This window comes from Streptomyces sp. NPDC101178, from assembly GCF_044767965.1.
Classification (GTDB): Bacteria; Actinomycetota; Actinomycetes; order Streptomycetales; family Streptomycetaceae; genus Streptomyces.
In genome coordinates this window covers 133078-154131 of sequence record NZ_JBIWOZ010000005.1, presented here as the reverse complement: position 1 = coordinate 154131, position 21054 = coordinate 133078, and the positions used below count along the sequence as shown (strand labels likewise).

Here is a 21054-nt window from a genome sequence, read left to right as displayed (position 1 = left end):
CGGGCAGATCGAGCAGGTCGACCAGCTCGAACGGGGCATGACAATCAGAGGGGGGTGGCGCATGCGTGGGTGCGGAATCAAGGGCACGCGCATGCTCAGCTCTCGGGAACCCGGTGGGACGGGAGCCTGTCGAGATACGGCTGATCACTGTGGGGTCCGAGTGATCGGTCGATGGGGGGAAACCTATGAACGCGCCATCCCGATGACCATCCGGGTGCCGCGTATACGGATCCCTGTTTAATTCACCGGCCGTTCACCGCCCCGTTTTCCGATCCGTTTTCCGGTCCGGGCCGGTCCCGTCCGCCCGGGCGCAGAGGTGAGGGGTGAATCCGAGAAGCGTCCGCCTGGCGGTGAGCGCCGTGACAACTTCCTTACCGGCGGTGAGCGGTGAGAGTTGATTACGTATCCGTGGACCGGCACTTCCGGATGTTGGCGTGGGCGCAGAGGGCGTACGTTCGGACCGCGGCCGACCGGACGTGCGGAACGTGCGAGCGGGATGCGCGACACCTGCGTGGGCGCGGTGCGGCCGGTCCGGGCACGGGTGTGCGGAACGAGCTGTGCGCGCCGCTTTCGGCAGTCCCGGCCGAAGGCATTGCGCCCTGTGTTTCCAGCAGTCGGCCGAGCGTGCTCCGCTGCGCGCCGCAGCGCCGAAAGCTCTTCCGCGCACCCGTCCATTCATCCGCGCACCCGTGCGTTCGCCTGCCGGGATACCGCCCGAAGGCGGGAGTGACGGCCGCTCACCGAACGTGTTCGGTCCACTGTTGTTCATCGGGAACAAGTGATCTACTTGTTTCTCCAGGAGGCAGGAAAGACATCTCGTGGTGAGGGCGGCAACGTGATCACGACCTGTGGTTCGGCCTTGCGGTCCTTCGTACGGGCGCTGCCCACCCGGAACGCCGAGCCGGTGCTGATGTTCGTCGAAGGCGCCGCCGGCGAGGGGAAGAGCCACCTGCTCCAGGAGCTGGCCGACCTGCCGGGCCCGCCGGACCTGGCCCGCCGGTGGTGGCGGTGCGGAGCCGAGGACGGGCCGCCGGAGGAGGACGGGCACCTGCGGGAGGCGACTCTGTGGCTGGTGGACGACGTCCACCGGGCGGACGGGGACGGGCTGCGACGGCTGCGCCGGTTGCTGGAGGAGCTGGCGCCGGGCTCGGCGGCCGCCGTGACCTACCGCCCCGAGGAACTCCCGGTGCCCGGTCTCCCGCTGGGCGGCCCGCCGGTGACGTATCCGAACGGCCTGACGGTCCTCAGGAACCGGCTGGCGCCCTGGGACGAGGAGCGCGTCCGCCGGGCCGCCGTGGAGGCGCTGGGCGAGGGCAGCTGTACGGACGAGGCCGTGGCCCGGCTCCACGAGCGCACCGGCGGAGTGCCCCGGGTCGTCGTCGACCTGCTGGCCCTGGTCCGCGCGCAGTGGCCGGCCTTCACCGGCACGGCCGCCGAGATCGACGCGGCCGGTGTGCCGACCCGGCTCGCGGAGCTGGTCCTGAGCCGCACGCACGCCGTGTCGCCCGAGCACCGGCCGGTGGTCTGGGCGGCCGCCGTCCTCGACGGGCCCGCCGGCCGTGACGAGCTGATCGCGGTGTCGGGCCTCGGAGCCGCGACCGGAGGCGCCGCACTGCTGCGGGCCCTGGAGAGCGCGGTCCTGGCGGAGGCGGCCGAGGGCCGCTACGGCTTTGCGGTCCCGCTGGCCGCCTCAGCGGTACGGGCCACCGTGCCCGGTCCCGTACGCCAGGATCTGCACCGGCGGACGGCGAACGTACTCAGCCGCAGACAGCCGGTGGCCTGGGCCGCCGTGGCCGAGCACCACCGGGCGGCCGGTGAGAGCCACCGGTGGCTCAGAGCGGTGGAGCGGGCGGCCGAGGCGGCGGAGGCCTCCGGCCGGCACGAGCAGGCGATCGGGCTCCTGGAGCGGACGCTGGCCCTGCCCGGCCTGCCTCCGCAGGCCCGCGCCCGGCTGGCGCCGCTGCTGGCCCGCACCGCGGTGACCGGACTGCGCTCGGACCAGACGGTGGAGGTGCTGGCGCAGATCGTGCAGGACGCGGCGCTCCCGCCGGCCGTACGGGGAGAGCTCCGGCTCGACCTGGGGCTGATGCTGTGCAACCAGATGGGCCGGTCCGACGAGGGTTGGCGGGTCCTGGAGGTCGCCGCCGGCGAACTGCGCGAGGTCCGGTCCGTCCTGGCCGCGCGTGCCATGGCGGCCCTGGTCACGCCGTACTGGCCGGGCGTCTCCGTGGATGTCCACCGGGAGTGGCTGATCAAGGCGGAGGTCGCCGCGGACGACAGCGGGGACGAGCCGATGCGTACGGCGGTGCTCGCCAACCACGTGGGGCTCGCCATGAGTTGCGCCGACCCCGACGCGTGGGAGCTGGTGGAGAAGCTGCCCGTGAAGAGCACCGACCCGGCCTGCGCCCGGCAGGCGGCGCGCGGTCTGTGCAACGGCGCGGACTCGGCGGTCTGGCTCGGTTTCTACGAGCGCGGCGCCGACCTGCTGGCCGAGGGCCGTGACCTGTCCGCGCGGAGCGGAGCGCCGTACACCGAGCACAGCGCGCTCGGGACGCGGCTGCTCCAGGAGTGGTGGACCGGCCGGTGGCTGGGCCTGGACAAGCGGTGCGAGGACTTCGTCGCCGCCACCGCCGACATGCCGTTCATCGCCTCCGACGCCTATGTCGTACGCGGGTTGCTCGCGCTCGCGCAGGGTGACTGGGGCGAGGCGCGGTCCTGGCTGTCCCAGCAAGGGACGTTCGGCACGGAGAAGCTGCCGGTGCCCTTGGGCGCGGCGGCGGCCGGAGCCGTGATCCGGCTGGCCCTGGCCCGGCAGGAGGTGGCCGCCGCGGCGGAACAGGCGCGGGCGGCCTGGAAGGTGGTGGCCGGCAAAGGAGTCTGGCCGTGGGCGGCGGAACTCGCGCCGTGGGCCGTGGAGGCCGTGGCACGCGCGGGCGACGGGCCCGCGGCGCACACCATGGTCCGCAACTTCTCCCAGGGCCTCGGCCGCCGCGACGCACCCGCCGCCGGAGCCGCGCTGACCTGGAGCCGGGCCGTCCTCGCCGAGACGGAGGCGTTGGCCGAGGAGCGCCGGAGCGGCCTGCTGGAGGCCGCCGAGCTGTACGAGGAGGCCGCGGGCGCGTACGGGGAGCTGCCGCGGCCGTACGCGCAGGCACTGACGACGGAGGGCGCGGCGCGTTGTGTGCTCGCGGCGGATACGGAGGGGACTTCGGGGGCGGTCCGGGGGCCGGCGGCGGCTTCGGACCCGGCCCCTGCCGGTGACGGGAGCTCCGGCCCGGCCCCGGACGCCAAGGGGAAGGGGACCCCTTGCCCCGCCTCAGCCCCCCATGACACCGCCGCGACCCTCGCGGCGCTCGCGGAGCTGGAGGGCTGTGCCCAGCGCTTCACCGATCTGGGGGCCGTCTGGGATGCCGCACGGGCCAGGGCCCTGCTGCGGACGCGCCAGCCGGCCAGGAAGGGGCGGCCCCCCGGCCGTCCTTCCCATGCCGACCAGCTGTCGCCGCGCGAGGAGGAGGTGGCGCAGCTGGCCGTCTCCGGCCTGACCAACCGGGAGATCGCCGCGACCCTGCACCTCTCCCCGCGCACCGTGGAGCAGCACATCGCCGGCGCGATGCGGAAGTCCGGCGCGCTCTCCCGCCGCGACCTCGCTCACCGCCTGGGACCGACTCCCTGATCCCGGTCCCGGAAGGTCCAGAACGTCCTGTCGTGCTCCCACACGGCCACGGTGGCGCCCGCCCAGTCGAACACCCAGCCCGAACGCACTCCGCGCGCTCCCCAGCCGTCCGGCCGTCGGCGCGGGACCGCGAAGCCCGCCGCGCGGGCGACGGCCGCAGCGTCACAGGTCTCGCGCGCGATGCGGAGGGCTTCCGCCTCGGTCTCGGCGGCCCCGGTGAAGACGTGCAGGCCGCACCGCTCTGGCTGTACGGCGTTCCGGGTGGGGACATTGACCTGGAAGTAGACCTTGGTCATGGCGCCATCTCCTCGGGATCGCGGTCATGACCAACGTAGGAAATGCCTCCGGCCCTGAATATCCGGGGCGGGCCGATCACCTATACGTATCTCGTACGTATCCCGCGCGGTGATCCGTGGTGCCGTATCCGTGATTCCGGCCTACGGATGGCAACCCCCACGCGCTGCCCTTACGTTCCAGCCACCGTGGCACGGCACCCCCATTGCCCTGCCCATGGACCAAGGAAGCACGAGCGCGTTCATGAAACTCATCCGTCCCGGAATAGCAGCCGGGTCTCTCGCTCTTCTCTTCGCCAATGGCTGTCAGCTGCCGCAGACCGAGGCGGCGAAAGAGGAACCGATCGTCATCGGTACGTCGAGCCATCTGACGAGCCTCGACCCGGCCGGTGTGTACGACAACGGGTCCTGGGCGGTGTACAACAACATCTATCAGGGCCTCCTCACCTTCGAGCCGGGTTCGCCCGTACCGAAACCCGACGCGGCCGAGTCGTGCGCCTTCGTCGGATCCGCGCTCACCACGTATCGATGCGCAATACGCGGCGACCTCACGTTCTCGAACGGGAATCCGCTCACGGCAAGCGCGGTGAAGCGTTCGTTCGACCGCATCCTCCGTATCCGTGACCCGCTGGGACCGGCGCCCTTGTTCGCCAACCTGGACTCCGTGGAGGCCCGGGGGTCTCTCGTGACGTTCCACCTCACGACCGCCGACGCCACCTGGCCGTCGAAGATCGCCACGGGAGCGGGTTCCATCGTCGACCCGGCGGAGTTCCCGGCGGACCGGCTGCGGGAGGAGAAGAGCGCCTCGGGCTCGGGCCCCTACCTCCTGTCGTCCTACAAGGAGCAGGAATCCCTCACCCTCGAACCGAACCCCGCGTACAAGGGAGCCGTGACCACGAAGGGCGTCGCGGTCGCGGTCCGCTACTTCGAGACCCCGCAGGACGTCGAAGCGGCGTGGAACGCCAGAACGGTCGACATCGCCTACGCGGGGCTCCCGTCCGCCACCCTCGCGGGAATCGATCCCGGCGACACCGACGTACGCCTCTCCGTCGGAAACAGCGCCGAGGCGCACTATCTCGTCCTGAACATGAACTCCTCGCGCAGGCCCTTGCGGAACGTCGCGGCCCGCCGAGCCGTCGCCGCCCTCATCGACCGCGGACATCTGGCGGGCGAGGTCTTCAAGCACACGGTGACGCCGCTGTATTCACTGGTCCCGCAAGGCGTTGCCGGACACAGCACGGCGTTCTTCGACCGCTACCCGGAGGCGGACCCGGCGTATGCGAGGCAGCTTCTGCGATCCGCCGGTATCACCCCACCGGTGCGCGTCAGGCTGGGCCACCAGGGCGGTACCGCCGCCATCGAGGCGCGCGAACTCAAGCGCCAGTTCGAGAAAGGCGGCCTTTTCCGGGTCGAGCTGATCGAGGAACGCGACTTCACCACGTACCAGAAGCGCAGCCGCAAAGGCGATTTCGACATCCATCTCTTCCAATGGGTGCCTGACTTCCCGGACGCGGACACGTTCGTCCAGCCGTTGGTGGGGACCGGGAACGTTCTCGACAACGGTTACGCATCGGCCGAGGTCGACCACGTCATCAGGGAAACGCAGCGGTTCGCCGACCGCGACCGAGCGATGAAGCCGTTCCGCGCCATCCAGGACGCCATCGCGGAGGACGCCCCGCTGATCCCGGTCTGGCACCGGCAACGCCACGTGGTGACGCGCTCAGCCGTCCTGGGCGGGCACCGCCTCGCCGAGGACGCCGTCTGGCGTCTGTGGGAGCTTCGCCGGCTCTGAGGGACGAGGACGGTCGGTGGTTCCACCGGATCGTGACTGCCGCGACCCGGTGGACCGCGATGCGGTGGGCCGCGACGTGGTCGGCCACGACGTAAAAGCTTTTAAGTACGTGCTTTTAATTACTTGCTTTTCATTACTGGATAAATAACCCAACCCGTGACCGGCCGTCGGTCACCCTCGGGGCGCGCGAGGGCGCCGTCACTCACACGGGTGAACTGTGCCAACCGGGATGGATTTTGGCCCTGTTGGCGGGCATATGCTCACGCTGACCACCACCACAGACATGAGACGGCCCCGGCCGGGACTGGCATCCCGACCGAAGGCCTGACCACCGAGGAAGAAGTCCCTTCCTGATGGATACCCAGCAGATTAGCGCGCCCTCGCGCGCCCCGTCCTCCGGCGTCGTGCACATCAACATCCGCCTCACCGACGGCTACTCGATCATCTCCAACCGGCTCTCCCAGCACCAGGACCTGTCCCTGCTGGCCATCGGCCTCGGCACCCACATCCAGTCGCTGCCCGCCGGAAGGCGCATCGGCATCAAGGCGCTCGCCGCGACCTTCCCGGAGGGCGAGACGGCCATCGCGGCCGGGCTGCGCGAGCTGGAGCGCCACGGATTCCTGCGCCGCACCCGGGAGCGGGTGGAAGGCGGCCGGGTGGCCACGCGCACGGAGTCGTACAACCACCCGGAGGCGGCGGCCCGGTGGGCGGAAGCGACGCCCGCACGGGACCGTGAACCCGTTCCCGTAGCGGAGCCGGAGGCCGAACCGGAGCCCGTACGAGAGCCCGAGGCCGAACCCGTACGAGAGCCTGAGGCCGAGCCCGAACCGGAGCCTGAGGCCGAACCCGAGCCCCGGCTTCTCCCGCCGCCCACCGCGGCCAAGCCGCCGCGCCCGCCGCTGCCCGGTCCGTGCCGTCCCACCGAGGCGCTGTACGCGGCGGCGGCCGACCTGCTGGCCGGGCTGCGGCGGACCGCGCCCGTCTTCGTCCTCTCCGAGGAGGACGTGCGGCGGCTCGTTCCCGGGGGCGCGGCCTGGCTGGAGCGGGGGATGCGGCCCGATGCCGTACGGGAGGCGCTCACCGACGACCCGCCCGTACCGCTCCGGCACCCGGCGAAGCTGCTGCGCCACCGCCTGATCACGCTCATCCCGCCGCCGCTGCCCGTCGCGGCGCCGGTCGTGCCCCTGCAGAACTGCGAGGACTGCGACCGGGCGTTCCGGTCACCGGTGGCGGGGGTGTGCCGGGGATGCGGTGAGGCCCGCGCGGACGGTACCGAGCCGTTTCGCCTGAGCGCGTGAAGGCGGCGCTGTCCTGTTCGCGCGGGGTTGCGCGGTTCTACACTGCTGGAGTGACTGCTGCGCGCGACTACGAAGACATGCACCACCTGGTGGACCGGCTCTCGCCCCGCCAGGTGCGGCGGTTGCGGCTGCTGGTGACGCAGGACGAGGAGCTGGCGCAGGTAGCCGGAGCCGTCCCACCCGAGCAGCCGTCCGAGGACGAGCCGGTGCCGGAGGGGCTGATCGCTCTGATCGGCAGCATCCAGGGACCGGCGGACCTTGCGGAGCGGCACGACGACTACCTTCGCGAGCGCATGGAGCGGCGCTTCGGGAACACCGAGTGATCACCACGGTCCTCGACACCGGCCCGCTGGCTGCGGCACTCAACGCTGGGGACCGGCGCCACGTCGAATGCGGCAGGTTCCTGGCCACCCTCACCGGCCGCCGACTGCTCCCCAGCCCCGTCCTCACCGAGGTCTGCTGGCTCCTGGAACGCTGGCCCAAGGTGGAGGCCGCGTTTCTGGAGGAGGTCCGACGCGGCACCTTTGAACTGGTGCACCTCACGGCCGCCGATCTGGCGCGCATGAGCGAGCTGGTTCTGCAGTACGCGGACTTCCCTCTCGGAGCGGTCGACGCGTCAGTGATCGCGGTGGCTGAGCGTTACGGCGTGGAGCGGGTCGCGACCCTCGACCGTCGTCACTTCACGGTGGTCAAGCCCAGGCATGTGCCCGCGCTGACGCTCCTTCCCTGAGGTCCGGAAGAAAACTTCGGGCGGCGTGTCGATCGGGGCCCGGGCCGTTCGTCGTCATGGTGTAAGGCAGCCCCGAGGGGCTCGGAACACCGAGGCGACAGGAGCCGGACCATGAAGTACATGCTGCTGATCCACAGCGGGGCCGTCGACGAGCAGGGCGGGGCGCCGCAGTGCACCGTCGAGGACTGGATGGCCTACGACAAGGACGTACGCGACGCCGGGATCCTCGTCTCCGGCGAGTCGCTGGCCGATCTGGTGACCGCGACCACCGTGCGGGTCTCGCCGGCCGGGGAGCGGACCGTGACGGACGGGCCGTTCGCGGAGACGCGGGAGCTGCTGGGCGGGTTCCTCGTGATCGACGTGCCGGACCTCGACGCGGCCCTCGACTGGGCGGCCCGCTGCCCCGGGGCGCGCGACGGCGGCTCGGTCGTCGTCCGGCCGGTCGCGGACTTCGGGGGCTGACGGCGGTGGCGGGCGAGGGAGCGGACCCCGGGGATGCGCAGGTCGCCGTCGAGGCCGTGTTCCGGGAGGAGCGGGGGCTGCTGCTCGCCTCCCTCGTACGACGGTTCGGGGATCTCGATCTGGCCGAGGAGGTGACGTCCGAGGCGATCGAGGCGGCCCTGCGCCACTGGCCGGCCGAGGGCGTTCCCGCCCGGCCCGGGGCCTGGCTGCTGACGACCGCGCGGCGCAAGGCGGTGGACCGGTTGCGGCGGGACCAGGCGTACGCGGCACGGCTCGCCGTACTCCAGGCGGACGCGGAACGGGGCGAGGCCGTCGCAGCACCGGCCGGGACTGATGAACTGCCGGACGAGCGACTGCAGTTGTTCTTCACCTGTGCCCATCCCGCCCTCGCCGCCGAGGACCGTACCGCCCTCACCCTGCGCTGTCTCGCCGGGCTCACCACCCCCGAGGTGGCGCGGGCCTTCCTCGTACCGACGGCGACCATGGCGCAGCGGATCGTGCGGGCCAAGAAGAAGATCCGCGAGGCCCGGATCCCGTTCCGGGTGCCCGGCCCCGACGAACTGCCCGAGCGGCTGCCCGGGGTGCTCCAGGTCGTCTACTCGGTCTTCACCGAGGGGTACGCGGCCAGCTCCGGCCCCCGTCTCCAGCGGCTGGACCTGGCCGAGGAGGCGCTCCGGCTGGCCCGGATACTGCACCGCCTGCTCCCCGGTGAGCGGGAGAGCGCCGGGCTTCTCGCGCTGCTGCTCCTCGTCCACGCCCGGCGCGCGGCGCGGACCGGTCCGGAGGGCGAGCCGGTGCTCCTGGAGGACCAGGACCGCAGGCTCTGGGACCGGCCCATGATCGACGAGGGCCGGGCCCTGGTGGTGCGGGCGCTGACCGGCGGACCGGCCGGGCCGTACGGCGTGCAGGCCGCCATCGCCGCGCTGCACGACGAGGCGGCGGACGTGGGGTCGACGGACTGGGCGCAGATCGTGGCCCTGTACGACGTGCTCCTCACCCTGACCCCGTCCCCCGTGGTCGAGGTGAACCGCGCGGTCGCGGTGGCGATGCGGGACGGGCCGGCGGAGGGGCTGGCGCTGCTGGACGGGCTGGGCGGTGAGCCCCGGCTGCGGGCGTACGGGCCGTACGCGGTGGCGCGCGGCGATCTGCTGAGCCGGTTGGGGCGGGACGGGGAGGCCGCCGTGGCCTATCGGGAGGCGCTGGAGCTGGCGGGCACCGAGCCGGAGAGGGCGGCGCTGCGGCGGAAGGTGGGGGAGGGGTGATCCTCCCGCCAGGCTGCTTCAGCTGCGGAGAGGACGTGCCGGTGTCACCCGCCGCCGGTGCACGAGGACGTCGAACCACTCGGCCAGGGAACCGCCCGTCATGTGGTGAGCGGTGTCGTCGTCCGGGTCGTGGCGTGGTCCGATGGCCCGGGACACGGCGGTCCCGGCGAGCCAGTCGGTGACGGGCGCCGGAGCGTCCGTACGGAGGTTCAGCAGGTAGTCACCCGCCGCGTCGTCCTCCAGGACCGCTTCCACCAGCGGTGGTACGGGTCCGGGCACCCGGTGGGGCGGGGTGCCGGTGTACGTGGCCAGTTCGCCGCGGCCGAAGGTGAGCCCGATCGACAGGTAGCGGTCCCCGAGCCGGTCCTGGAGGTGGCTGCCGGCGTTGCGCGAGGCGCCGCCCGGGTCGGGCGGGAAGCTGATGATCCGGCCGGGTGCCTTGGCGGAATGGGAGCTGGAGGTCCAGAACAGCACCTGATGGCCGGTGTGCTGGTGCCACCACAGGACGTTCTCGGCGAAGAACCGCTCGTAGGCGGCCATGTTGTGCGGGTCCAGCGGATCGTCGTCGTGGTCGTGGAGCTCGTGGTACTGGACGATCACCCGGGCGTTGTGGAGCGCCCAGGCGTGGCCGTCGGAGGCCGGTACCCCCGCCACCAGGGCGTGGGCCGCCCGCGCCCGGTCGCGCCAGGACCGCCTGTCCGGCAGGGCGCGGAACCGGCGCGTATGCGCGGCCACCTCGCCCTCCGGCCGGAGGGCGGCGTAACAGGACTCCAGCTCGTCCAGCAGCGCGGGTGCGGCCCGGCGCACATAGCCGGCCACCGTGTCGTATGCCGACGGCCCCGTCTCGTGGGGGCTGACCCCGGCGAAGCGGACGGGGTCGTGCGGGTGGTCCTCGTTGAAGGCGCGCATCCACCGAACGAGGGCCAGCACTTCGCGGGTGCGGCAGAAGGGCTCCGCGGACTCCAGCAGCGCCACGGGATCTCCCGCCCCGGTGCGTACGTAGGTGTCGAGCCGGACACCGAGCGTCCAGTCCTGGTCGAAGGCGACGGCGCGGAATCCGGCCTCACCGACCAGAAGCCTGGCGACGCGCATCTGGAGGGCGAAGAGTTCATGCGCTCCACGGGTGCCGGCCCCGCAACCGACCACGGCCGTCCGCTCGCCGAGCAGGTCCAGGAGCAGCCTCAGGTCTTCCAGGGACGCCCAGGGGTCGGCGGTGGTGAGGGGGTACGCCGTGCTCCTGATCCAGTTCTGAACCGCCGTGCGGTCTTCCGGTGAGATCGTCATGAGGTCACCCTCCGACCTCAAGTCGGCTTGAGGTCAAGCCTCCGGGGCGGGGGCGTACGACAGCTCCAGGGAGACGGGCTCGGTCTGCTGGTCGGAGGCGGTGACGTGGGTCGTGCGGACGGTGAGGCGCAGGCCCATCTCGGCGAGTTCCCCGGGTTCGTGGAGGGCGGAGAGCAGGGCCGCCGCCGCCGGGAGGGTGAGGGGGGTGGTGGGGCTGTGGCCGAGGACGGCGGCGGTGTCGGGGGCGGTGAGGGCGGCCTGCCGGGCGTGGTCGAGAACCTTGCCGGGGTCGTCGACGATGAGCTCCTCGACCTGGATGCGCCGGGTGCGGACGCGGAGGTCCAGGGGGCGCCGGGGGAGCTGCCTCGGTGGGGCGAGGGCGGGGGCCGGGGCTGGGCGGGGGTCCGGGTGGATCAGGTGCGGGTGGGTCATGGGGCGGGCTCCAGGGTGCGGTGCGGGCGTAAGGGACCGTCAGGTCCGGTGCGCGGGAGGGGTGTCGGTGCCCCGCTCGTCGCGTACCGGCAGGTCAGGTCACCCGCCGCTCAACTGACGTTCCATGGGCGGGCGATGATGGTGGGACGGGAACGCTCCGCCGTGCTGCGGTCGTTGGAGTCGGACATACTCACGATGGGAGCGGCGCGCGATCGTCGCAAGGTGCGCTGTGTGCACTGTGCGCAGGTTGCGCGAAGTGTCGGATGCCGGAGCAGGGGCCGGAGCCGCATCCCGAGCGTGAGCGGGGAGCGGGAGAGCAGGAGAACAGGAGCAGCAGAGCAGGAGCAGAAGTCGGAGTCGGAGGAGGAGTCGGAGTCGGATGCCGAGCTGGAGCAGGAGGAGGAGCCGTGGCGCGTGAACGGTCGGGCCGGACGGCTCAGCACCTGGTCCTGGTGGCGCGGCTGCGGCACCTGCGGGAAGGCGCCGGCCTGTCCGTACCCCAGGCCGCCAAGCTGCTCGGCTGGCACCCCTCGACGCTGCGGAGGCTGGAGCAGGCGCAGACCTCGCTGGACGTGGGGCAGGTGTCCGCCCTGCTCGACCGGTACGGGGCGGGTGCGGCCGAGACCGACGACATCATGGGCCGGCTCAACGCGGCCAACATGCCCGGCTGGTGGCATCCGTGGCGCGATGCGATGGACCCCTGGCTCATGGACCTGATGAGCGTGGAGTCCGCCACGAGCTTCGTACGCACCTGGGACCCGGCGCTCGTGCCGCTGCTGCTGCGGACCCCGGCGTACGCCATGGCCGTGGACGCGGCGATGCGGCCGGACCTGGACGCCGCGACCCGGCGGCGGCGCGCGGACCTGCTGGCGATGCGTCAGCGGCGGCTGCGGGAGCAGCAGGCGCGGGTGTGGGCGCTCCTGCCGCTCTCCGCGCTGCGCTGCCGGGTCGGCGGCGGTGAGGTGATGCGTGAGCAGCTCGCCGCGCTCCAGGAGGCCGCGGACCGGCCGGACGTGATGGTGCAGCTGCACTCGGAGGACTCACCGCCCCATCCGTTGACCGGAGTTCCGGCCTTGAGCCTGTACCGCGTGGAGATCCGGGAAATCGCGGATCATGTGGTGCGTGAGGGCGGGCTGCGGGGAACGGCGGAGGTGTGGGACAGCAATCCGTCGGTACAGGAATATCAGGCGATGCTGGACGTTTCGTGCGTGATGGCGATGCGTCCGGATCGGACGAGGAAGGTTCTTCAGGATGAGTACGACCGGGAACGGGGCTGAACTGCCCGCGCAGATCGACACGAGCGTCGCGCACTCCGCGCGCGTGTGGAACTACTGGCTCGGCGGGAAGGACAACTTTCCGGCGGACCGGGCGGCGGGCGACGCCTACCGGGAGAAGTACCCGCTGATCGAGACGTTCGCGAAGGAGTCGCGCGACTTCCTGCGCCGTACGGTGACCTACCTCGCCCGGGACGCCGGGATCAGGCAGTTCCTGGACGTCGGCGCGGGCCTGCCGACGGCGAACAACACGCACGAGGTCGCGCAGCGGATAGCCCCGGACGCGAAGATCGTCTACGTCGACCACGACCCGCTCGTGCTGCTGCACGTCCACGCGCTGCTGACCAGCAGCGCCGAGGGCGCGACCGCCTACGTGGAGGCGGACATGCGGGACACGGAGGCCGTCCTGGAGGGCGCGGCGAAGACCCTGGACCTGAGCGAGCCCGTCGCCCTCGTGATCTCCGACGTGCTGGGGCACATCGTGGACTGGGACGACGCGCTGTCCCTGGTGCGGCGGCTGGTGGAGCGCCTGCCCTCGGGCAGTTACCTCTCCCTGTCCCACTCCACCGCTTCGGACGAGGCCCACCGGGCGGTCCAGGACGAGTACAACAGCAGCGGGGCGATCCCGTACATCTTCCGCGAGCCGGAGACCACCATCGCCTTCTTCGACGGACTGGAGATGGTGGAGCCGGGGATGGTGTCCTGGCCGAACTGGCGGCCCGACGCGAACACCGGCACCACGACCGCCCGGGCCGGCTGGGGAGCCGTCGCCCGCATTCCCTGACCCGTTCCCGTCATCTCCCGTCATCGCCGCGCCGCGCACCCGGACCGCGGGTGCGCGGCGCGCTCCGTCCGCCGAGGGGGCGCGGTATGAGCACCACGTACACGACCGGACCCGACGCCGCCGGGCAGAGGGCTGTCCGCACGGCGCGGGAAGCGGTGGCGGACCGGCTGCTGCGGGCCGCGACACGGTCCGGTGCGCAGCTGGTCAGCGAGGCCGCCGTCCTCGTCCAGGGATCGGCGGTGCTGGCCGACCCGATCGCCGGTGCCGTCTGCAGCACGCCTGCCGGCGCGGCGGCCGACGGTGTCCAGGCCGCGGCCCATCCGCAGGACCACCCGCACCATGTGCAGCGCCCGGCGGCCGGTGCCGTCCTCGTCCTGCGTCCGGCACCGACCGTGCACGCCGAGCACGTCGGGCTCGTCGCCACCACCACGGCTGCCCTCCTGGAGGTGCGGGGGCAGCGCGCCGCCGAGCTGCGCGCCGAGCAGATGCGGCTGCACGCCACCCTGCTGCGGCTGCTCCTGGCCGGCCACACCACCTCCGTCACGAACACCGTGGGCGCCGGCGGGCTCACCCACGTCACGCTCTACCGGCTCATCGGCCCCGACGTCCCCACCGCCCACCAGGTCCTCTGGCGGGCCGCCCGCCCGTCCCTGGCCGGGCACGGCGGATCCTGCGCCCTGATCGGTGAGGTGGACGGCGAACTCCTGGTCGCCGAGCTCCACCCCGGCAGCGACGACGGGCGGATCCTGCGCCTGGTGTCCCGGGTGAGCGAACGCCACGGGCTCCTCGCGGGCCTGGCCGGACCCCTGCCCCTGGCCGAGATGCCCACCGCCCACGCCGACGCCGGGTCGGCCCGGCACAGCGCCACCCCCGCCCACCGCATCGTCCCCGCCGATGCCGTCGGCACCCCGCAGCTCGCCCGCCTGCTCCCCCCGGGCCCGTACACCGCCTGGGCGCGATCCGTGCTGGGCCCGCTGACCCCGGAACACCGGCACCTGCTCCTGGTCCGGCTCCGCACCGGCAGCGCCCCGCGTGCCGCCGCCGCGCTCGGCCTCTCGCCGGGCACCGTCCGCACCCGGCTCCGCGGCCTCGCCGTCCTGCTCGGCGCGGACCTCGACGACATCACGGTGCAGGCCCATCTGCTGCTCGCGCTCCGCGCTCCCACGCGGGGGGACGACCAGGAGGACGGCGACCGTCGGGCAGAGTGCGACGACCAGGAGGACGGTGGGGAGGACGCCTACAGGGGCGGCGAGGAGGGCCTCCAGAAGGCCGGTGAGGAGGACGGCCGGGCCCGGCTGGAGACGCTGCCCGCCGGGATCCTGGACACCGGCGCGGCCCGCACCTGGGCCGTCGGCCTGGTCGGCGGGCTCGAACCCCATCTGCGGATCGCACTCGCCTGCTGGCTGCGCCACCACGCCAGAACCGCTCCCGCCGCGACCGAGCTGCACGTCCACCGCACCACCCTGACGATCTGGCTCACCCGGTGCGCCGAGCGCCTCGGGCAGAACCTCACCGACGCCACCGTGCGAGCCGAACTGCACCTCGCCCTGGAGGCCACCGCGACGGACGGGGACGACCCGAGGGCGCTGCCCCGGCGGGGCGGCCGCACCTACCGCCGCCTCTGAGCACACCGGGGCCGTGCGGAAGTGGCCGAAACCCAGTTCTTGACCCGCTCATGACATGGCTCCATCCTGTGCCCGTCGCACAGCTCCACCCCCCATCCCGACGGACTCAGGAGACTGCCAGCATGCGACTCGCCAACACACGGAAATCCCGCCCGGCGAAAGCCAGAACGAAGCCCGGCACGGCCAGGACGAAGGCCCGGCGGAACGCCACCCTCGCCGTCCTCCTCGCCCTCGGTCTCGCCGCTCCGGCGACCGCCGTCGCCACCGCCGAGCCCGCCGCCCGGAACACGGTCGTCGCGGCGGACGAGCGGCCGGTCCAGTACGAGATCACCGGGCGCACCACCCCTGCCGCCCGCACCGAGATCCTCCGTACCGGCGTCACGATCGACGAGGTGCACGACCACGGCATCGTGATCAGCGCCAAGGCCGACCAGGTCAGGAAGCTCCGCGCCAAGGGCCACGTCCTGGCGGCGCTGCCCGCGCCCGACGCCCACGCCCACGGCGAGGAGGGCGTCGGCGCGCTCGACTTCCCGCCGGCCGACTCCCGGTACCACAACTACGCCGAGATGACGGCGGCGATCGACGCCCGCGTCGCCGCCAACCCCTCGATCATGAGCAAGCGCGTCATCGGCAAGACCTACCAGGGCCGGGACATCGTCGCGATCAAGATCAGCGACAACGTGGCCACCGACGAGGCCGAGCCCGAGGTCCTCTTCACCGCCCACCAGCACGCCCGCGAGCACCTGACGGTCGAGATGTCGCTCTACCTGCTCCGTGAGTTCGCGGCGGGGTACGGGAGCGACTCCCGGATCACCCAGGCGGTCAACGGCCGCGAGCTGTGGATCATCCCGGACATGAACCCGGACGGCGGCGAGTACGACATCGCCACCGGCGCGTACCGCAGCTGGCGCAAGAACCGGCAGCCCAACTCCGGCTCCACCGCGATCGGCACCGACCTCAACCGCAACTGGGCCTTCAAGTGGGGCTGCTGCGGCGGCTCCTCCTCCAGCCCGTCCTCGGACACCTACCGGGGCCGGGCCGCCGAGTCCGCGCCGGAGACGAAGGTCGTGGCGGACTTCGTACGCAGCCGGGTGGTCGGCGGGAAGCAGCAGATCACGGCGGCCATCGACTTCCACACGTACAGCGAGCTGGTGCTGTGGCCGTTCGGCTACACGTACAACGACACGGCCCCCGGCATGACGGCCGACGACCGCAACGCGTTCGCGGCGGTGGGCCAGAAGATGGCGGCGAGCAACGGCTACACCGCCGAGCAGTCCAGCGACCTGTACATCACGGACGGCTCGATCGACGACTGGCTGTGGGGCTCGCAGCGGATCTTCGGCTACACCTTCGAGATGTACCCGCGCTCGGCTTCGGGCGGCGGCTTCTACCCGCCGGACGAGGTCATCGAACGCGAGACCTCCCGCAACCGGGACGCGGTGCTGCAACTGATCGAGAACGCGGACTGCATGTACCGGTCGATCGGCAAGGCGGCGCAGTACTGCTAGTGATACACGCCCGGTGACGGCACGTCGGCACCCACCTCCGGTGCGTGGGTGCCGGTGCCCCACCGGCCGGAGAGCGGGTCACCGGGCGTCCTTCTCCGCCCGGTGACCCGCCCGGTGACCCGCTCGGCATCTGTGACCGCGCCCCGACCGCGCGCACGCTCGAAGTGACGCTCGGCCCGAGCCGGCTGCTCCTGTCGCTCGGCGTGGTCCGTCCGCCGCTCCGACGTGTCCGGCCGCCTCCCCGTCGCAGGTGGTTCATCCGCGGGGAATTGTGTGTCGTCCGCTTTCCTCCCCCGAGCCGCTTCCGGCCTTAGGCTGCCGCTATGTGCGGAATCGTGGGATATGTCGGTGGGCAGTCGGCGCAGGACGTCGTCGTCGCGGGACTCAAGCGCCTCGAATACCGGGGCTACGACTCGGCGGGTGTCGCCGTACTCGCGGACGGCGGGCTCGCCGCCGCGAAGAAGGCGGGCAGGCTCGTCAATCTGGAGAAGGAGCTGGGGGACCGGCCGCTGCCGGCCGGGCGGACCGGGATCGGGCATACGCGGTGGGCCACGCACGGGGCGCCCAACGATGTGAACGCCCATCCGCACCTGGACAACGCGGGCCGGGTCGCCGTCGTCCACAACGGGATCATCGAGAACTTCGCGGCCCTGCGGCGCGAGCTGACCGGGCGCGGGCACGCGCTCGGGTCGGAGACGGACACCGAGGTCGTCGCGCATCTGCTGGCCGAGGCGTTCTCGGCGGGCGGGGACCTCGCGGAGGCGATGCGGCAGGTGTGCCGGCGGCTGGAGGGGGCGTTCACCCTCGTCGCCGTCCACGCGGACCAGCCGGACGTCGTCGTCGGTGCCCGGCGCAACTCGCCGCTCGTCGTGGGCGTGGGGGACGACGAGTGGTTCCTCGCCTCCGACGTCGCCGCCTTCATCGCCCACACCCGCTCCGCGATCGAGCTGGGCCAGGACCAGGTCGTCGAGCTGAGCCGCGAGGGCGTCACCGTCACCGGGTTCGACGGGGACCTGGCGGAGGTGCGCGAGTACCACGTCGACTGGGACGCCTCCGCCGCCGAGAAGGGCGGTTACGCCTCGTTCATGCTCAAGGAGATCGCCGACCAGCCCCAGGCCGTCGCCGACACCCTCCTCGGCCGGATCGACGGCGAGGGCTCACTGAGCCTCGACGAGGTCCGTATCCCCGACGCCGAACTCCGCGAGGTCGACAAGGTCGTCATCGTCGCCTGCGGGACCGCCTTCCACGCCGGGATGATCGCCAAGTACGCCATCGAGCACTGGACCCGGCTGCCCTGCGAGACCGAGCTGGCCAGCGAGTTCCGCTACCGCGACCCGATCCTCGACCAGCGCACCCTCGTCATCGCCATCTCCCAGTCCGGCGAGACCATGGACACCCTGATGGCGCTGCGCCACGCCCGCGAACAGGGCGCCAAGGTCCTCGCCATCTGCAACACCAACGGCTCGACGATCCCGCGCGAATCCGACGCCGTCCTCTACACCCACGCCGGGCCCGAGGTCGCCGTCGCCTCCACCAAGGCCTTCCTCACCCAGCTCGTCGCCTGCTACCTCGTCGCCCTGTACCTCGGCCAGCTGCGCGGCACGAAGTGGGGCGACGAGATCCGTACGGTGGTGCGCCAGCTCTCCGCGATCTCCGCCGAGGTCGAGAGCGTCCTCACGACCATGGAGCCCGTCCGCGCGCTGGCCCGCTCCCTCGCCCACCACGACACCGTCCTCTTCCTCGGACGCCACGTCGGCTACCCCGTCGCCCTCGAAGGCGCGCTCAAGCTCAAGGAGCTCGCCTACATGCACGCCGAGGGGTTCGCGGCCGGCGAGCTCAAGCACGGGCCCATCGCGCTCATCGAGGAAGGCCTGCCGGTCGTCGTCATCGTGCCCTCGCCGCGCGGCCGTTCCGTCCTCCACGACAAGATCGTCTCCAACATCCAGGAGATCCGGGCCCGGGGCGCGCGCACCATCGTCATCGCCGAGGAGGGCGACGAGGCCGTCGTCCCGTACGCCGACCACCTCATCACCGTCCCCGTAACGCCTACGCTTCTCCAGCCGCTGGTCGCCACCGTGCCGCTCCAGGTCTTCGCCTGCGAGCTGGCGACGGCCCGTGGCAACGAGGTGGACCAGCCGCGCAATCTGGCGAAGTCCGTGACCGTGGAGTGAGCCGGGGCGCGCGCCCCGCGTGATGGGGATGGCGAGGGTGGGTTCGTGATCATCGGAGTCGGGATCGACGTGGCCGAGATCGAGCGGTTCGGCGCCGCGCTGGAGCGTACGCCCCAGTTGGCCGACCGGCTCTTCTCGGCGAGCGAGCTGACCCTGCCCAGCGGCGAGCGGCGCGGCGTCGCCTCGCTCGCCGCCCGGTTCGCCGCGAAGGAGGCCCTCGCGAAGGCGCTCGGCGCACCGGGCGGGCTGCTCTGGAGCGACGCGGAGGTCTGGGTCGAGGAGAGCGGGCAGCCCCGGCTGCGGGTGACCGGCACGGTCGCCGCCCGCGCGGCCGAACTGGGCGTGCGCGGCTGGCACGTCTCGCTCAGCCATGACGCGGGGGTGGCTTCGGCCGTGGTGATCGCGGAGGGGTGACCGGCCCGGGTCCGCGGGGCGGCTCCGGCCGTCGTGATCACGGAGGGGGTGACCGCCTCCGGCCGTGGGGGTGGCGTTCGGCCCCGTGATCGCCGAGGGTTGGTGCCATGCGACGTGCCTACAGCGTGGAGACCGTACGGGCCGCCGAGGCCGCCCTCATGAAGCGGGTGCCCGAAGGCGCCCTGATGCAGCGCGCCGCCGCCGGGCTCGCCGTCGCCTGCGGCGATCTGCTGCGGCGCGGCGGCCGGGTGTACGGGTCCCGGGTCCTGCTCCTGGTCGGCAGCGGCGACAACGGCGGCGACGCCCTGTACGCGGGGGCGCGCCTCGCCCGGCGGGGCGCCGGAGTGCGTGCCCTCCTCGTCTCGCCCGACCGGGCGCACGCCGGCGGTCTCGCCGCCTTCCTGGCCGCCGGAGGCCAGGTCCTCGACAAGCCGGACGACATCGGCGGCCCGCTCGACCTCGTCGTGGACGGCATCACCGGCATCGGCGGGCGCGGCGGCCTCCGCGAGAGCGCCTCGGCCCTGCTGCGGGCGGTGACCCGGGAGCACGGCCGTACGCCGGTCGTCGCCGTCGACCTGCCGAGCGGCGTCGAGGCCGACAGCGGTGAGGTGCACGGGGAGGCCGTCCGCGCCGACGCGACCGTCACTTTCGGCACGTACAAGCCGGGCCACCTCATCGACCCGGCCGCCGAACACGCGGGCGCCCTGCGGCTGGTGGACATCGGGCTCGGACCGGAGCTGCCGGAGCCGCCGGACCTGGAGGCGCTCCAGTACGCGGACGTGGCGGCGCTGCTGCCGGTGCCGGGCGGCGAGAGCGACAAGTACAGCCGGGGCGTGGTCGGCGTCGTCGCCGGGTCCGAGCGCTATCCGGGCGCGGCCGTCCTGGCGGTCGCGGGCGCGCTGCGCGGCGGAGCCGGGGCCGTGCGGTACGTCGGGCCCGGCGCGGACGCGGTGATCGCCCGCTTCCCGGAGACGCTGGTGCACGCCGGGCCGCCGTCGAAGGCCGGACGCGTCCAGGCCTGGGTGATCGGGCCGGGGCTCGGGGACGGCCGGTGGGCGGAGGAGGCCGTCGCCGACGTGCTCGGCGCGGACGTCCCCGTACTGGTCGACGCGGACGGGCTGCGGCTGCTGGAGCCCGAGACCGTACGGACCCGGACCGCCGCCACCGTCCTGACCCCGCACGCCGGGGAGGCCGCGGCGCTGCTCGGCGTGGCGCGCGAGGAGGTGGAGGCCGGGCGGCTCGCCGCCGTACGCGAGCTGGCCGCCCGCTACCGCGCCACCGTGCTCCTCAAGGGGTCCACGACCCTGGTCGCGGAGGCCCGCGACACGCCCGTACGGGTCAACCCGACCGGGACCGCCTGGCTCGCCACGGCCGGCAGCGGCGATGTGCTCTCCGGGCTGACCGGATCGCTGCTCGCGGCCGGACTGGCCCCGCGTGACGCCGCGTCCGTCGGCGCCTACCTGCACGGACTCGCCGCCCGGCACCGCTCCGACGGCGCCCCGGTCTCCGCGCAGGACGTCGCGGACTCCATCCCGGCGGCCTGGCGCGACGTGCGGGCGGGGTGAGCGGGGGAGAGGGTGGAAGCCCCCAGGCCTCAATGCCTCCGGGCCCCGGCGAAAGGGCGGTTCAGGCCATGGACGACCCCGTACGCGTACGCAGGGTCTACGACCCGCCCGAGGACGGCGACTCCACCCGCGTGCTCGTCGACCGGCTCTGGCCGCGCGGCGTCTCCAAGGAGCGCGCCGCGATCGACGTGTGGCTGAAGGACATCACCCCGTCTGACGAGCTGCGGTCCTGGTACCACCAGGACCGCTCCGGCGCCCGGCACGACACCTTCGTCGACCGCTACCGCGCCGAACTGGACGACCCGGCCCACACCGAGGCCGTCGACCGGCTGGTGGGGATCGTGCGCGAAGGCGGGCCGGTCACGCTGATCACGGCCGTGAAGGATGTCGCCGACAGCCATGTGCCGGTCCTGGTCGACCACCTCCGGCATGTGATGAAACGTACATAGGTGTGGATACCGGCGTGCACTGCCGGGGAGGCGGCGGG

General features: G+C 72.8%; 18 protein-coding genes. 15 read left to right on the top strand and 3 right to left on the bottom strand.

What is annotated here, in order from left to right; all coding sequences use genetic code 11:
- Positions 1-835 precede the first annotated feature (835 nt).
- The gene (locus tag ACIRR8_RS16410) at positions 836-3673 is read left to right on the top strand and encodes a LuxR C-terminal-related transcriptional regulator (RefSeq protein WP_404064666.1); all 2838 of its coding nucleotides are present in this window, start codon (positions 836-838) and stop codon (positions 3671-3673) included.
- On the opposite strand, the gene ACIRR8_RS16405 is transcribed toward ACIRR8_RS16410, so the two are convergent.
- Positions 3649-3969 carry a hypothetical protein gene (locus ACIRR8_RS16405; RefSeq protein WP_404064663.1) on the bottom strand — a complete coding sequence of 107 codons (321 nt, stop codon included), beginning with the start codon at positions 3967-3969 and terminating at the stop codon, positions 3649-3651. The two genes, ACIRR8_RS16410 and ACIRR8_RS16405, sit on opposite strands and share 25 nt — an antisense overlap.
- A 241-nt stretch (positions 3970-4210) precedes the next feature.
- On the opposite strand from ACIRR8_RS16405, the gene ACIRR8_RS16400 reads away from it, so the two are divergent.
- From ACIRR8_RS16400 to ACIRR8_RS16375, 6 genes are all read left to right on the top strand, one after another.
- Positions 4211-5758, top strand: coding sequence for an ABC transporter substrate-binding protein (locus ACIRR8_RS16400; RefSeq protein ID WP_404064660.1), 1548 nt, complete (start codon positions 4211-4213; stop codon positions 5756-5758).
- Positions 5759-6111: 353 nt separating this feature from the next.
- Positions 6112-7056 (top strand): hypothetical protein, encoded by a 945-nt coding sequence (locus ACIRR8_RS16395; RefSeq protein WP_404064657.1) that lies wholly within the window; start codon positions 6112-6114, stop codon positions 7054-7056.
- 50 nt (positions 7057-7106) lie between these two features.
- Positions 7107-7379 carry a hypothetical protein gene (locus tag ACIRR8_RS16390; RefSeq protein WP_404064655.1) on the top strand — a complete coding sequence of 91 codons (273 nt, stop codon included), beginning with the start codon at positions 7107-7109 and terminating at the stop codon, positions 7377-7379.
- Positions 7376-7786, top strand: coding sequence for a type II toxin-antitoxin system VapC family toxin (locus tag ACIRR8_RS16385; protein WP_404064652.1), 411 nt, complete (start codon positions 7376-7378; stop codon positions 7784-7786). The genes ACIRR8_RS16390 and ACIRR8_RS16385 overlap by 4 nt, the downstream gene beginning before the upstream one ends.
- 111 nt (positions 7787-7897) lie before the next feature.
- Complete coding sequence (locus ACIRR8_RS16380; RefSeq protein ID WP_030561860.1) at positions 7898-8248, top strand: YciI family protein; 351 nt, start codon at positions 7898-7900, stop codon at positions 8246-8248.
- Between the two features lie 5 nt (positions 8249-8253).
- Positions 8254-9510, top strand: coding sequence for an RNA polymerase sigma factor (locus tag ACIRR8_RS16375; protein ID WP_404064649.1), 1257 nt, complete (start codon positions 8254-8256; stop codon positions 9508-9510).
- 18 nt (positions 9511-9528) lie between these two features.
- Here the strand turns inward: ACIRR8_RS16375 and ACIRR8_RS16370 are convergent, their stop codons facing one another.
- Positions 9529-10794, bottom strand: a complete 1266-nt coding sequence (locus tag ACIRR8_RS16370; RefSeq protein WP_404064646.1) for an erythromycin esterase family protein — start codon at positions 10792-10794, stop codon at positions 9529-9531.
- Positions 10795-10827: 33 nt separating this feature from the next.
- Complete coding sequence (locus ACIRR8_RS16365; protein WP_404064644.1) at positions 10828-11226, bottom strand: hypothetical protein; 399 nt, start codon at positions 11224-11226, stop codon at positions 10828-10830.
- 407 nt (positions 11227-11633) lie between these two features.
- On the opposite strand from ACIRR8_RS16365, the gene ACIRR8_RS16360 reads away from it, so the two are divergent.
- The 8 genes from ACIRR8_RS16360 (at position 11634) to ACIRR8_RS16325 (ending at position 21016) form a co-directional block, all read left to right on the top strand.
- Positions 11634-12503, top strand: coding sequence for a helix-turn-helix domain-containing protein (locus ACIRR8_RS16360; RefSeq protein WP_404064641.1), 870 nt, complete (start codon positions 11634-11636; stop codon positions 12501-12503).
- The gene (locus tag ACIRR8_RS16355; RefSeq protein ID WP_404064638.1) at positions 12478-13284 is read left to right on the top strand and encodes an SAM-dependent methyltransferase; all 807 of its coding nucleotides are present in this window, start codon (positions 12478-12480) and stop codon (positions 13282-13284) included. The genes ACIRR8_RS16360 and ACIRR8_RS16355 overlap by 26 nt, the downstream gene beginning before the upstream one ends.
- An 86-nt stretch (positions 13285-13370) precedes the next feature.
- The gene (locus ACIRR8_RS16350; RefSeq protein ID WP_404064635.1) at positions 13371-14909 is read left to right on the top strand and encodes a helix-turn-helix domain-containing protein; all 1539 of its coding nucleotides are present in this window, start codon (positions 13371-13373) and stop codon (positions 14907-14909) included.
- 122 nt (positions 14910-15031) lie between these two features.
- Entirely contained in the window at positions 15032-16417 is a 1386-nt protein-coding gene (locus ACIRR8_RS16345) for a M14 family metallopeptidase (protein ID WP_404064633.1), read from the top strand.
- Between the two features lie 323 nt (positions 16418-16740).
- The gene (gene glmS, locus ACIRR8_RS16340; RefSeq protein ID WP_404064631.1) at positions 16741-18588 is read left to right on the top strand and encodes a glutamine--fructose-6-phosphate transaminase (isomerizing); all 1848 of its coding nucleotides are present in this window, start codon (positions 16741-16743) and stop codon (positions 18586-18588) included.
- A gap of 45 nt (positions 18589-18633) precedes the next feature.
- Positions 18634-19002, top strand: coding sequence for a holo-ACP synthase (locus ACIRR8_RS16335; RefSeq protein ID WP_404064628.1), 369 nt, complete (start codon positions 18634-18636; stop codon positions 19000-19002).
- A gap of 107 nt (positions 19003-19109) precedes the next feature.
- Complete coding sequence (locus ACIRR8_RS16330) at positions 19110-20567, top strand: NAD(P)H-hydrate dehydratase (protein WP_404064626.1); 1458 nt, start codon at positions 19110-19112, stop codon at positions 20565-20567.
- Positions 20568-20635: 68 nt separating this feature from the next.
- A complete protein-coding gene (locus ACIRR8_RS16325) occupies positions 20636-21016 on the top strand; it encodes a DUF488 domain-containing protein (protein ID WP_404064623.1) in 381 nt (126 codons plus the stop codon).
- The last annotated feature ends 38 nt before the right edge of the window (positions 21017-21054 follow it).

Coding starts and splice junctions, on each gene's coding strand:
- ACIRR8_RS16405 (WP_404064663.1), bottom strand. CDS start 3,969: ATGACCAAGGTCTACTTCCAGGTCAATGTCCCCACCCGGAACGCCGTA.
- ACIRR8_RS16400 (WP_404064660.1), top strand. CDS start 4,211: ATGAAACTCATCCGTCCCGGAATAGCAGCCGGGTCTCTCGCTCTTCTC.
- ACIRR8_RS16395 (WP_404064657.1), top strand. CDS start 6,112: ATGGATACCCAGCAGATTAGCGCGCCCTCGCGCGCCCCGTCCTCCGGC.
- ACIRR8_RS16380 (WP_030561860.1), top strand. CDS start 7,898: ATGAAGTACATGCTGCTGATCCACAGCGGGGCCGTCGACGAGCAGGGC.
- ACIRR8_RS16370 (WP_404064646.1), bottom strand. CDS start 10,794: ATGACGATCTCACCGGAAGACCGCACGGCGGTTCAGAACTGGATCAGG.
- ACIRR8_RS16365 (WP_404064644.1), bottom strand. CDS start 11,226: ATGACCCACCCGCACCTGATCCACCCGGACCCCCGCCCAGCCCCGGCC.
- ACIRR8_RS16355 (WP_404064638.1), top strand. CDS start 12,478: ATGAGTACGACCGGGAACGGGGCTGAACTGCCCGCGCAGATCGACACG.
- ACIRR8_RS16350 (WP_404064635.1), top strand. CDS start 13,371: ATGAGCACCACGTACACGACCGGACCCGACGCCGCCGGGCAGAGGGCT.
- ACIRR8_RS16345 (WP_404064633.1), top strand. CDS start 15,032: ATGCGACTCGCCAACACACGGAAATCCCGCCCGGCGAAAGCCAGAACG.
- glmS (WP_404064631.1), top strand. CDS start 16,741: ATGTGCGGAATCGTGGGATATGTCGGTGGGCAGTCGGCGCAGGACGTC.
- ACIRR8_RS16330 (WP_404064626.1), top strand. CDS start 19,110: ATGCGACGTGCCTACAGCGTGGAGACCGTACGGGCCGCCGAGGCCGCC.
- ACIRR8_RS16325 (WP_404064623.1), top strand. CDS start 20,636: ATGGACGACCCCGTACGCGTACGCAGGGTCTACGACCCGCCCGAGGAC.